This window comes from Vibrio sp. T11.5, from assembly GCF_027587155.1.
GTDB lineage: Bacteria > Pseudomonadota > Gammaproteobacteria > Enterobacterales > Vibrionaceae > Vibrio > Vibrio neptunius.
Window position 1 is genome coordinate 443,318 of sequence record NZ_JAPPTP010000001.1, and the last position, 12,225, is coordinate 455,542.

At 45.9% G+C, this 12,225-nt stretch carries 12 protein-coding genes; 6 read left to right on the forward strand and 6 right to left on the reverse strand.

The window, feature by feature from the left end; all coding sequences use genetic code 11:
- Positions 1-10 precede the first annotated feature (10 nt).
- Genes bioD through bioB form a run of 4 tightly spaced genes read right to left on the reverse strand, consistent with a single transcriptional unit; the run spans position 11 to position 3,681 of the window.
- Positions 11-697: a dethiobiotin synthase gene (gene bioD, locus OH455_RS02095; RefSeq protein WP_269980161.1), complete on the reverse strand. Its 687-nt coding sequence runs from the start codon at positions 695-697 to the stop codon at positions 11-13.
- Positions 694-1,497 carry a malonyl-ACP O-methyltransferase BioC gene (gene bioC / locus OH455_RS02100; RefSeq protein ID WP_269980162.1) on the reverse strand — a complete coding sequence of 268 codons (804 nt, stop codon included), beginning with the start codon at positions 1,495-1,497 and terminating at the stop codon, positions 694-696. Before bioC ends, bioD begins: the two co-directional genes overlap by 4 nt.
- On the reverse strand, positions 1,497-2,657 hold the full coding sequence (bioF, locus tag OH455_RS02105) for an 8-amino-7-oxononanoate synthase (RefSeq protein WP_269980163.1): 1,161 nt from the start codon (positions 2,655-2,657) through the stop codon (positions 1,497-1,499). The genes bioC and bioF overlap by 1 nt, the downstream gene beginning before the upstream one ends.
- Positions 2,629-3,681, reverse strand: a complete 1,053-nt coding sequence (bioB, locus tag OH455_RS02110; protein ID WP_269980164.1) for a biotin synthase BioB — start codon at positions 3,679-3,681, stop codon at positions 2,629-2,631. Before bioB ends, bioF begins: the two co-directional genes overlap by 29 nt.
- Before the next feature lie 134 nt (positions 3,682-3,815).
- Here bioB and bioA point away from each other — a divergent pair, with 134 nt between their 5' ends.
- Positions 3,816-5,093, forward strand: a complete 1,278-nt coding sequence (gene bioA / locus OH455_RS02115) for an adenosylmethionine--8-amino-7-oxononanoate transaminase (protein ID WP_269980335.1) — start codon at positions 3,816-3,818, stop codon at positions 5,091-5,093.
- Between the two features lie 48 nt (positions 5,094-5,141).
- Here the strand turns inward: bioA and OH455_RS02120 are convergent, their stop codons facing one another.
- Both OH455_RS02120 and OH455_RS02125 read right to left on the reverse strand, forming a co-directional pair.
- Entirely contained in the window at positions 5,142-5,807 is a 666-nt protein-coding gene (locus tag OH455_RS02120) for a DUF2057 family protein (RefSeq protein WP_269980165.1), read from the reverse strand.
- A 74-nt stretch (positions 5,808-5,881) separates the two neighbouring features.
- Positions 5,882-6,991, reverse strand: coding sequence for a porin (locus tag OH455_RS02125; RefSeq protein WP_269980166.1), 1,110 nt, complete (start codon positions 6,989-6,991; stop codon positions 5,882-5,884).
- A 518-nt stretch (positions 6,992-7,509) separates the two neighbouring features.
- On the opposite strand from OH455_RS02125, the gene dinG reads away from it, so the two are divergent.
- From dinG to OH455_RS02150, 5 genes are read left to right on the forward strand one after another with little or no spacing between them, the layout of a single operon-like run.
- Positions 7,510-9,582 carry an ATP-dependent DNA helicase DinG gene (gene dinG, locus OH455_RS02130; RefSeq protein ID WP_269980167.1) on the forward strand — a complete coding sequence of 691 codons (2,073 nt, stop codon included), beginning with the start codon at positions 7,510-7,512 and terminating at the stop codon, positions 9,580-9,582.
- An 18-nt stretch (positions 9,583-9,600) separates the two neighbouring features.
- Entirely contained in the window at positions 9,601-10,380 is a 780-nt protein-coding gene (locus OH455_RS02135) for a sulfite exporter TauE/SafE family protein (protein ID WP_206369616.1), read from the forward strand.
- Positions 10,377-10,925: a primosomal replication protein gene (locus OH455_RS02140; RefSeq protein WP_269980168.1), complete on the forward strand. Its 549-nt coding sequence runs from the start codon at positions 10,377-10,379 to the stop codon at positions 10,923-10,925. The genes OH455_RS02135 and OH455_RS02140 overlap by 4 nt, the downstream gene beginning before the upstream one ends.
- Before the next feature lies 1 nt (position 10,926).
- Positions 10,927-11,091 (forward strand): pleiotropic regulatory protein RsmS, encoded by a 165-nt coding sequence (gene rsmS, locus OH455_RS02145; RefSeq protein ID WP_045975556.1) that lies wholly within the window; start codon positions 10,927-10,929, stop codon positions 11,089-11,091.
- A gap of 20 nt (positions 11,092-11,111) precedes the next feature.
- Positions 11,112-12,224: a ribosomal protein uL16 3-hydroxylase gene (locus OH455_RS02150; protein WP_269980336.1), complete on the forward strand. Its 1,113-nt coding sequence runs from the start codon at positions 11,112-11,114 to the stop codon at positions 12,222-12,224.
- Position 12,225 lies beyond the last annotated feature (1 nt).

Sequence of the window (12,225 nt, forward strand, 5' to 3'; positions counted from 1 at the left end):
AAGGTCAACACTACTCTTCGCCAACAAGAGTAGAAACATCAATATATCTGGCTAAGTCTTTTTGTTTGACACTTGGCACGTAAGGGATTTCCCCCAATTTGGGCGCGCCAATCTTCTGTTCCAACATTTGTATAATGTCAGCATAGTGTTCAGTACCAGGGTTAATTCGATTCGCAACCCAGCCTACCAAGAATAAACCGTCTGCTTTAATCGCATCCACTGTTAGCATCGCATGGCTAAGACATCCTAACTTGATGCCTACCACTAGTATGACAGGCAAACTTTCTTGCTGCACCCAGCTTGAAAGACAATCAGATTCTGACACTGGTACGCGCCATCCTCCTGCTCCTTCAACCAAAACCACATCCGCTTTCTGTTTATGACCTGCTAATTTTTCACTCAACACTGAATATTGGATGTCAATGCCGTCATGCTGAGCAGCAATATGCGGTGAAGCGGGCAACGCCAAAGCGTATGGATTGACCTCATCATAAGCGACGTCAACGGTCGATGCTTTTTGCAAATACAAAGCATCCGAGTTGCGATAACCTTGTTGCGTTTTTTCGCAACCGGCCGCAACAGGCTTATAGCCAATCGTTTTTAAGTCCTTTTGCGCTAAAGCGTTAAGAATTGCCTTTGAAGCGACTGTTTTACCAACATCGGTATCCGTACCAGCAATAAAAAATGCATCAATCATAGATGTATAACCCCTAAACAAACCTGATAAGTGGCAGGCAGAAGACCTTGATGGTTTTTGAACTGTCGATACGCTCGCTCGACTTTAAGTAGCGCACTACGGTGGGTTAGACCATCAGAACGACCATTAACATGGTTAGCGCCAATCCCCTTTAAGTCACGCATTAAGGCGAACGCAGTATCATACCAAACTATCATGGTAGGTAAGTCTAGATGATTGCGGTGATTGCCAGATTGCGCTAACGCAATTTTTACCTGATTGCTGCTGATAAAATCGTTGACGTGTTGATAGGCATCCACTTCACCCCAAGCACTCTTTAGCTCTTTCAGCGATCCGTCCAATAGGGTGGAAAAGTACGCTTTGCCGTGAGGCTTTAATACCCTGCGTATTTCGCGTAAAGGGCGTGACAAATCATCACACCACTGCAATGCCAAGCTAGAAAACACATAATCGATTGAGCAGTCACCGAATGGTAAGAACTCAGCATCACCTTGGCGGTATGCCATTCTCTCAAAGCCACACCGTTGTTGCGCTTTGTCCAACATTGACGGTGACAAATCACAACAAATGACCATAGCTCCCCGTTCGCGGAGTTTCTCTGAAAAATACCCAGTGCCACAACCCAGATCGAGCACGGTTTTACCCCCCAGATCTTGGGGGAGTTTTGTTAATAAACGTTCTCCAACTTCTCTTTGAAAAGCAGCATGATTATCGTAGGTGCTTGCCGCCCTACCAAACGCTTCAGCGATGGCGGATTTGTCTTGCTGCCAACTATCATGCATCAAGGTCGCTTGTTCCATTAACATTCCTTTTCTATCGCACTCTCTAGGATGTTCGCCAATTTTCGCACGTGTTGCACAGAGTGATTTACAGAGAGCGTCACTCTTAGCCTTGCTGAGTTTTTGGCGACCGTTGGTGGCCTGATCGCAGTCAGCCAACACCCCGATTGCCTTACTGATTCGGCAACGTTGAGCGCAGACTGACTGTCACCGATTAGTAGGGGTTTTATTGGTGTGGGTGTCTCTACGTAACCTTTAAACGAAGAAAAACACCGCTGGTACTCTTGTTGCAGTTCTTGAAGCTTCTCTCGTCTCCAATCTTGCTTTCGTGTCATATCGATCGCGTGTATTAATGCAAACGCTTGGGAAGGAGGCATTGCCGTCGAATAAACATGGTGACGAGCAAACTGGGTTAAATAGTCCCCGATTTCTTTGCTGCACATAATCGCGGCCCCTGAAACTCCTAGCGCCTTACCAAAAGTCACAACAAGCAGATCTGAGCGGATTCCCGCCATTTCACAGCTGCCTCTGCCTTGATCGCCCAACACACCGATACCATGAGCGTCATCAACCACTAACCATGACAAGCCTCGTGTCACTTTGTGTATGTCCTTTAGAGGCGCCAGATCACCATCCATACTGAATACGCCTTCGGTAACGACTAAAGCACTTCGCTGCATAAGCTCTTGCAGATGCGCAGAATCGTTGTGACGAAAACGTTTCATTGTCGCACAAGAGAGCATACCGGCTTCCATCAGCGAGGCATGATTCAGCTTGTCTTGAATCAGAAGGTCATCTTTGTCTAGCAGGCTAAAGAGCAATGCCTGGTTCGCTGAGAACCCTGAACTGAACAATATTGCACGTTCATAACCTAACCAGTCACAGAGAGAAGCTTCTAATTCTAGATGGGCTTTTGAGTATCCTGTAACAAGTGGAGAAGCACCGCTTCCACTGCCATACAAATCCAAACCACGCTGCCAAGCTGCCACTAGACTTTTCTCGGCAGCTAAGCCCAAGTAGTCGTTATTGGAAAAGTTCACATAGGGTTTGCCTTCAAACAGTAACTCAGCACTATTACCTGATTCAACAATACGAAGGCGGCGTTCCAATCCCTGCTGCTTCCTGAGACTCAGGGATTGGCGAATACGGTCGTTAAACACTGGCATCGTAGAAAAGATCATCCTTCTCTGGACGAGCAGCGATACGCTCAACGACACGATCAAGCAGATCATTTTCTTCAATCTCATCTGGCCGCTGAGAGACTTCTTGGCTGTTGATACCCAGCTTGGTAAATAACTGCATATCTTTGTCTTCCGAAGGGTTGGGCGTTGTCAACAGTTTACATCCATAGAACACCGAGTTGGCTCCAGCCATAAAGCACAGAGCCTGCATCTGTTCATTCATATTTTCGCGCCCCGCTGACAAGCGCACTGCTGATTTTGGCATCAAAATACGCGCAACAGCGATAAGACGAATAAAATCAAATGGCTCAACATCTTCAACCTCTTCAAGTGGCGTTCCTTTAACTTTGACCAACATGTTGATAGGGACGCTTTCAGGGTGAGTAGGTAAGTTGGCTAACTCCACCAACAGTCCAGCACGATCGTTGGCACTTTCTCCCATACCTATGATCCCACCAGAGCAGATTTTCATACCGGCGTCACGCACGTGAGACAAGGTATCTAAACGATCTTGGTAGGTACGTGTCGTGATAATACTGCCGTAAAACTCAGGAGAGGTATCAAGATTATGGTTGTAATAATCCAAACCCGCATCTGCTAATTCCGTCGCTTGTTCCGGCGTGAGCATACCGAGAGTCATACAGGTCTCAAGACCCATACCTTTTACCCCCTGGATCATTTCGGTCAAATGCGGCATATCACGAGCCTTAGGGTTTTTCCAAGCCGCCCCCATACAAAAACGAGTCGAACCCGCATTTTTGGCTTTTTGTGCAGCATCTAGCACTCGCTCCACTTCCATCAAGCGCTCTTTTTCGATATCGGTTTGATAGCGGGCACTCTGCGGACAGTACTTACAATCTTCAGGACATGCACCTGTTTTAATGGAAAGTAACGTACTGACCTGTACGTAGTTGTGTTGTTGATGCTGGCGATGGACTAGCTGCGCTTCAAAAAGAAGATCCATAAACGGCTTTGCCATTAGCTCGCGTACTTCAGACACGGTCCAGTTATGACGTACTTCCACTTGTATTCCTTACTATTATTGTTAGTTTCTAGACTTGGCTAGTCTACCGACGCGAGGTAAACTGTCAACACAATTAAAATTCAAACGTTTACATGTGATTAATAATGAATCAACTCAATGTTAAACAAACATCGATGGATCTCGAGTTTGACCGTCGCCATATATGGCACCCCTATACTTCGACACTAACACCTCTGACCTGCTACCCCGTGACTTCAGCCAGTGGGGTCTATTTACAGCTCGAAGATGGTAGAGCACTCGTTGACGGTATGTCTTCTTGGTGGTCAGCCATTCACGGTTACAACCACCCTGCTCTCAACGAAGCGGCTCACCAACAAATAGGAAAAGTGTCACACGTGATGTTTGGCGGCATCACTCACGAGCCTGCGATTAACCTGTGCAAAAAACTCCTATCACTGACTCCCAATAATCTTGAACATGTATTTTTAGCAGACTCGGGATCCGTGGCCGTCGAAGTGAGCCTCAAAATGGCCCTTCAGTATTGGCATGCAAAAGGAAAAACACGTCCTAAGTTTTTGACCCTCAGAGACGGCTATCATGGTGATACCTTCGCCGCAATGTCAGTGACAGACCCAGATAACTCAATGCATTCGATTTATAAGGGCTTCCTTCCGGAGCATATCTTTGCTGACTCTCCGCGAACTGGGTTTCATCAGGAGTGGAATGAATCCGATCTGGATGATTTCACCGCTAAACTGAAAGCTCATCACAACGAAATCGCCGCCGTGATCCTTGAGCCCATTGTTCAAGGCGCCGGTGGGATGCGCATTTACCATCCCAACTTTCTAAAAGGCGTGCGCCAGTTATGCGACAAGTATGGTGTGCTATTAATACTTGATGAGATCGCTACAGGATTTGGGCGAACAGGTAAAATGTTCGCCTGTGAACATTCGCAAATCGAGCCCGATATTCTGTGTGTTGGCAAAGCGCTGACAGGAGGGTACATGACATTGTCAGCCACTCTCACCTCAAAACACGTCGCCGACACTGTGTGTGGCGGTGAAGCAGGCTGCTTTATGCATGGACCAACTTTTATGGGCAACCCACTTGCGTGTGCCGTGGCGACATCAAGCCTAGAATTACTTGAAATGGGTCATTGGCAGCATCAAATACGGCAAATCGAATCGGCCTTTAGTGAGTTGCTGCCGAGATTAAAACAATATGACTTGGTCGCTGATGTGAGATGGCTAGGCGCTATTGGCGTCGTTGAGGCAACACGGCCTGTTAATATGGAAAAAATCCAACAACAATTTGTTGATCAGGGGGTGTGGATCCGCCCCTTTGGTAAGCTTATCTATATTATGCCACCATTTATTAGCCAGCCTAAACACATCGAAAAACTCGTGAATGCGATTGAAAGTGCGTTACTAGAGCCTGACTGCTTTGATTGAATACTGAGTATTAAAAAGGCTTCCAAATGGAAGCCTTTTTAATTCAAATTAGTCTTGCTCGATCATCCAGCGCTTGAAATTCTTGCGATCTTCATCACTTGCGCGCAGATACCAGAGTTTTAGTTGTAAGGTATTTTCTGACTCAGTAACACCTGCAATCGTGGTAGTTTTTCTTTCGCCTGAAGCAAGAGGTTGGCTTTGCTCTAATTTGGCTAACTCTTCTTTTAGCTCAACGACTTTTCCAGAATCGAATACCAGTCCACGCTCTTTATTGTACGTATCCACTAAAGCCGGAATATTTGAGTATGGGAAGGTGCCTTGAGCAGGAGGCAACATTTCTTGGGTATCAGCGATGGTTTTACCATCAATTGTGAACTTAAAAATTGGTTGGCGCTTATTAACCTTTCTTTCAATGGCACTGTACTTATTTGACACCAACTCTACTTTCAACATGTTTGCATTCTCCAAGTCCAAAGTCACAATATATGGACGTGAAGAATAATACTCTCGTTTGTGGCCGTCTTTCAGTTTGCCATTAAATTCAAAGACAAACTGGTTGTCACCTTTGACCAATTCGTAGTTTTCGTCTTTGACTGTTTTGCCATTCAATACATCTGCTGAAATACCACTGCCTAAATCTAAATCAAGCGCCATGGAAGGTAGAGAAATAGCAGTCGCCAGTACAGCCAGAAACAGAGGTTTTATTTTTTTCACGTGGTATTTCCTTTTCAAATAACAAAAAGCCAACGCTTACGCGTTGGCTTTAACCTATTCTAAATGACTAGCAATTAGAATGTGTAGTATGTACCAAGTACAAACGTATCTGCGTCTAGACCTTTAGCACCGTTAGCACCGTCGAAGTCGTTAGAAGTTTCCGCAGTTTGGAATTCACCAAAGATAGCTACGTTGTCTTGAAGAGCGTATTCAACACCAATAACTAGGTTAGTAGTATCACCTTCAGCATTAGCACCAGATACAGTGTACTCGTCTAGGTCCATTACATCGTAAGTTGCGTATAGGCGAGTTTTGTCGATAGTGTACTGTGCTGCAACACCGTACGCGTTACCATTCATGTATGCGTAGTCGTTATCAACAGTAGACTTAGCACCAGTTGTTGCGTCTGTGAAAGTTGTAGTAGTCTTGTCACCAAATAGACCGAACGAGTTTACACCTTCAAACTGTGCAAATGTTGCAGCAAAGTAGAAACCGCCAACTGTTGCAGAACCAGAAAGGCCAACTACTTGGTAGTCAGTGTTTTGAGCTTGCTCACCGTTGATAGCAGAAGCACCAACAGAGAACATGTCGTTGATAGTCCAATCTAGAGACGCACCGTAAGTGTTGTCAACGTCTTTGCTAGACTCAGTGTTAGCATCAGCTACGAATACTAGGCCTTCAGTGATTTCAGCTTTGAATACGATGCCGTTGCCGTTTGACTCAGCACGGTGACCGCCAGCTGAACCGAAGAATTGACCTTCGTTAGTGATATCACCTTTTTCGATTGCGTCTAGAGACTCAGCTAGGTCACCAACTTCACCGATTGCAACACCCCAAGTGTCAGTCTTAACACCGATGTACATGTCGTCGAACTTAGCATTGTTATCTGACGCAGATGAATCGAAACCAGTGCTAGATTCAATCTCGAAAGAAGCGAAGCTAGTTAGAGTGTCGCTAACTTTGTGCTCAGCGTCTAGTTGAACTTTACCCCAAACTGTAACAAATGGGTCTGTCTCAGTGCGTTCTACACCTGAAGTACCTTGTTTTTCGATATCTGTAGTTGCAACGTATGCATCTACTTCACCCTTTAGAGATACTTTAGAAGCATCTGTAGAGTAAATTTCAGCTGCATTTACGTTTGCTGCTGCCGCTAGAACTGAAAGAGCTACTAGAGTCTTTTTCATAATAATCCACTGCCTTTTCTATAGAAATAGGGAAATCCTTATCCGGTTCCCTTTATGTTTTTTGATGACAACTCTGAACTCTTACTGGTCAGATGTTGTCGCCACTAAAATTCGGGGTCTAGATTGCAAAAGAATCTCTTCACTGTCAAATGGTATAAATAAAACAAATAAAAAAACATAAAAACCAACAATTACAATAACTTAACCATATGCAAAACAGATTTTAGAACAAGTTGTAATCAAACTAACTAAATTATCATTAAAAAGAAAAAAACACTTTAGCGATACAATAAGCTGAAAATAGTTAATCAAGCGTTAACAGGCAGAGTTTTTATCTATACAAAAAACACTTATGAAGAGATATATTTTTAGATCAAAAAATATGAGCTAAGTTTATGAAGGTTCAGTTTTTTTTTGTGAACGAGATCTAGATTTTATATGAAAAGCTATCATTTCGTGAACTACTTACCGTTTTAAAAAATGTGATAACATCGCTTTCCCCAACTGAAGGCATCCGTATGACAACCAGTAAAATCCAGCAAATCATCCGTACCAGTTATCAAAATTTACAATCTCAGCTGGATAATTTCGTACCTCGTCGAGCTCAGAACTATCTCGTTGCAGAAATTACTAAAACTTTATGTGGTGAATATCACAAATCTACGCGCATGATTGTCGCAGAAGCTGGAACAGGCATAGGAAAGTCACTCTCTTATCTTATGGCAGCGATCCCGGTAGCGTTACTCAACAATCGTAAGGTAGTCATTTCAACTGCCACGGTGGCGTTACAAGAACAATTGATCAACAAAGACCTCCCTCTATATAGAAGATTGGTTGAGCGAGAGTTTTCTTTCATACTGGCTAAAGGAAGGCAACGTTATTGTTGCGCGGAGAAGCTCGCCTCGGCTTGTGGCGCGGATGGCGGGCAAATGGCGATGTTCGACAGCAAACCAAAGCGCAAAGACATCGAGCAACTCGAGCTGATGTACAACAGGCTGGCACAGAATAAATGGGATGGTGATCGAGACTCTTGGCCTAAACCCATCCCAGATGACATTTGGCAGTCAATCGTCAGTGACAAACATAGCTGCAACAACAGTATGCCTGCTCATCGCGATTGTCCGTTCCAAAAAGCACGTTCAGAGTTAGACAAAACCGATGTCATTATTGCCAACCATAGCATAGTGATGGCTGACGCCGACCTCGGCGGCGGCGTTATTCTTCCAGAACCCGAAAATACGATTTACGTGTTTGATGAAGCCCATCACCTACCCCATGTGGCGCGAGATCACTCCTCGGCAGCCGCGAGTTTGAAAGGTGCCGCCAGTTGGCTTGAGCGTTTAAATCAATCTGTAACCAAGTTTGCCAACCTTGCAGATGAAAAGCGCGTCGGCCGCTTTCGCAACGATCTGCAAGATGCCGTTCAGCAGTTGATTCCCTCACTGACTCAACTTGCCAGCCGCTTTGATGCGGATCAGTTCGAAGATGGCTGTTATCGATTCGAAAATGGCGATTTGCCGACTTGGCTCGAGGAAGAGTCCAAACAACTGAAAATCGTCACACAAAAAAGCGCACAAGCCGTCGCCAAAATTGCCGACCTGATCGCAGAGCGAGTAAAAGAAGGCGAACTGGCCAATCGACTAGCGGAACCAGCTCTGGCAGAACTCGGCTTCTACATACAAAGAATGGATAACCTGGCTCAGGTCTGGAACCTCATGGCAGAACCAGCGCGAGAAAAAGGTGCCCCCCTCGCAAGATGGTTAGAAGTGGCTCCGGAGCGTGAAGGAGACTTCGTTGTCAATGTCTCCCCATTAGAAGTGGGTTGGCAATTGGATCAACAGCTATGGAGTCGATGCATTGGTGCTGTCCTTGTGTCAGCCACCATGAGAGCACTAAACTCCTTTAGTTTTTTCTGTCGACAAGCCGGTATCAGTGAAAAGCCCGAAGATGGTGTGAAATTCCTCGCACTGGCTTCCCCGTTTGACTACCAGAATCAAGCTGAGCTTCGTGTGCCTAAAATGAGTTACGAACCTCAAGCTCCTCAGTTCACGGAACACTTGGTCGATCGTTTACCAGAACTCATCGTTGAGAACAAAGCTAACCTAGTCTTATTTTCATCGTACTGGCAAATGAATCAGGTCACGGATGCCTTATCGTCATATTTTATAAAAAAAGGTTGGGAACTACAGGTACAAGGTAAGGAGTCTCGCTCCGAGATCCTAAAAAAACATAAAACCTTGGTTCAATGTCAGAAAACCAGCATTCTATTCGGCACGGGTAGCTTTTCCGAAGGGCTTGACCTCCCCGGAGAGTTGTTAGAAAACCTGATCATCACCAAAATACCTTTTGCGGTGCCGACGTCTCCAGTTGAGCAAGCCCATGCAGAATACATTGAAAGTAAAGGTGGCAATCCTTTTATGCAGATTACCGTACCTGAAGCGAGCAAAAAAATGATTCAATCCGTCGGGCGACTGCTGCGTAAAGAGCGCGATTCTGGTACAGTCATCATCCTTGACCGCCGTATTGTCACGAAGCGATATGGAAAGGCACTACTCGACTCATTACCGCCATTTAAACGTATCATCGAATAACTAGAATTAAGACACTGTATGGAATTTTTTGAACCGACAATGTTGGTGGTGTTAGCCTTGGTTGCCTTTGTTGCAGGCTTTATCGACGCTGTCGCCGGTGGAGGTGGTATGCTCACCGTGCCCGCTCTACTCTCATTGGGCTTACCCCCTCATATCGCCTTGGGGACCAACAAGCTCGCCGCCACTTTTGCTTCTTCAACAGCCGCGGTGACCTATTACAAAAAACGCCTATTCAAACCTCACTGTTGGGGACGGGCCTTTATCGCAACATTAGTCGGGGCCACGCTCGGTACACTGGTGGTTGATCTTATTAGTACCGAGTGGCTGGAAAAAATTCTGCCCATCATCATACTACTGGCGGCGATTTATACCATCTGGCATAAAACACCACACTCAAATAGCAACGAAATGCCACAACCTTGCCCTAAATTCAATAAGAAGCAATACATCCAAGGCTTCAGCATAGGTTTTTATGATGGGGTAGCAGGACCAGGGACAGGCGCATTTTGGACCGTCAGTTCGATGGCCTTATATCGACTCAATATCTTGTTAGCCTCTGGCTTATCGAAGGCGATGAACTTTACCAGTAATTTTACGTCGCTGGTCACCTTCGCCATCTTAGGTCACATTGATTGGGTGCTAGGGCTCACCATGGGTATATGCCTCATGGCTGGTGCCTTTGTTGGGGCCCATTCCGCCATTCGATTTGGCGCTAAATTTATTCGCCCTGTATTTGTTACGGTAGTCAGTATATTGGCCGTTAAACTTGCCTATGAAGCTTGGTTTGTCAACTTATGAATCCATTTAGCCAGCTATCGCCACTTTTAGAACAGTTAGAGCAAGACGCCGCGCAACTCGACGTCAATGGAGGTGAACACCATGACGATCGATTTGATAAAAAGCTATTTCGCTGCCAGTCCAAGCTATTGACCCCATGTGTGCATGAAGCACATGAGACGCTCGACAAGATCCTTTACGAACAGTCAACCGGAACATTAACGCCACAACAGGCCGAATTTCTCACTGATCGCCTGCTGTGCCAAGTCAGTGCTATTAAACGAGAGCTCGCGACTCAATCTCTGAGAGCAAGCGAACCGATCAGAAAATCGTTCAGCCAACAGAGCCTCAACGCTCTGTATCAAAGCCTTGCTCAACACCAGGAGTGGGAACAGCGTCTGCAAGCACTGGTTCAAGAGAAAGAATCGCAACACAAATGCGCCCACCCCAAAGACAAGTCCTTCGCAGCCCAGACATTGCAATCGGCTCGTCGGCGTTTACAGAGATGCCAGCAGGCTAAAATCAAAATCGAAAAACAGATCACCTATAAAGAACGGAATCAGTAATATGTCATCGAACTCAACCGGTCTGGAGAGTGCTCCAGATGAAATTAAACTCGCCGTTGATCTGATTTATCTGATCGAAAGTAACGAGATCGATCCTCACGTAGCTCTCGCAGCAATAAAAATAGTCGAGTCTGATTTGAAGCAAAAAGTGGAGTCTAACTCGTGAGCTACTCATTGCGTTTCGACATGGCTGAGTTTCTGGCTCAATACTGGCACAAAAAACCCACGGTCATTAAAGCTGGGTTTAGTGATTTTGTTGACCCAATTTCTCCAGACGAGTTAGCCGGGCTTGCGATGGAAGAAGAGGTCGATTCACGCTACATTGCTAACGCCGACGGTCAGTGGTCAGCGCAACACGGCCCTTTTGACGATTCTCTGTTTGAAAACCTGCCAGAATCCCACTGGCAATTGGTCGTTCAAGCCTGCAACCATTGGCACCTTGGCGCCGCACAACTCATAGAGCCTTTTAAACAACTACCGAATTGGCTATTTGATGATCTCATGGTGTGCTTTTCAGCACCTCAAGGCGGCGTCGGCCCCCACATCGACCAATATGATGTATTCATCATTCAAGGCAGCGGGCAACGTCGCTGGCGCGTTGGCGCTCTCGATAAAGGCCAATATAAAGAATCGATTCAGGCTGGTGCTTTACGTCAGATTGAAGGGTTTGATGCGATCATAGATCAAGTCCTAGAACCCGGCGACATTCTCTATATTCCACCAGGGTTCCCTCATGAAGGGGATACGCTAGAGCCAAGCATGAGTTACTCGATGGGCTTTCGTTCACCAAAAGAACAAGAGCTGCTGAGCAACTTCGCTGACTATATACTCGCCAACGAAAAAGGCGATGTGCACCTGCACAACCCAGAGATGAAACCTCAGCATCAGTACGGTGAGATCCTCAGCACAGACTTAGACAAACTAACGTCGATGCTAAGATCGGCTCTGCAATCAGAGTCCGACATCCGTGAATTCATGGGGAGCATGCTCAGCCAATCGCGCCACCAGCTCGATATCGTTGAACCTGAAGCACCGCTCAACACCCAGGAAATCTATAACCACCTCAAATCGCTAGGCAGTGTGCGTAAAGTCTCGGGCCTACGTGCTCTGTACCATCAAAATCAACCTGCTCACGTGTACATAAACGGCGAAGCCTATTCCGTTGAGTCACCGCATCTTGCCGATCTGTTATGCAATCAAGAGTCAATCGAGTTGCAGCACATCGACGGCCAGTTATCTGACCCACAACTGCAGCTTCTAACGACACTGGTTAATCTCGGATACTGGTATCTAGATTAGT

Coding starts and splice junctions, on each gene's coding strand:
- rsmS (WP_045975556.1), top strand. CDS start 10,927: ATGTCATCGAACTCAACCGGTCTGGAGAGTGCTCCAGATGAAATTAAA.
- bioD (WP_269980161.1), bottom strand. CDS start 697: ATGATTGATGCATTTTTTATTGCTGGTACGGATACCGATGTTGGTAAA.
- bioC (WP_269980162.1), bottom strand. CDS start 1,497: ATGGAACAAGCGACCTTGATGCATGATAGTTGGCAGCAAGACAAATCC.
- OH455_RS02140 (WP_269980168.1), top strand. CDS start 10,377: ATGAATCCATTTAGCCAGCTATCGCCACTTTTAGAACAGTTAGAGCAA.
- bioA (WP_269980335.1), top strand. CDS start 3,816: ATGGATCTCGAGTTTGACCGTCGCCATATATGGCACCCCTATACTTCG.
- OH455_RS02135 (WP_206369616.1), top strand. CDS start 9,601: ATGGAATTTTTTGAACCGACAATGTTGGTGGTGTTAGCCTTGGTTGCC.
- dinG (WP_269980167.1), top strand. CDS start 7,510: ATGACAACCAGTAAAATCCAGCAAATCATCCGTACCAGTTATCAAAAT.
- OH455_RS02150 (WP_269980336.1), top strand. CDS start 11,112: ATGGCTGAGTTTCTGGCTCAATACTGGCACAAAAAACCCACGGTCATT.
- OH455_RS02125 (WP_269980166.1), bottom strand. CDS start 6,991: ATGAAAAAGACTCTAGTAGCTCTTTCAGTTCTAGCGGCAGCAGCAAAC.
- bioF (WP_269980163.1), bottom strand. CDS start 2,657: ATGATCTTTTCTACGATGCCAGTGTTTAACGACCGTATTCGCCAATCC.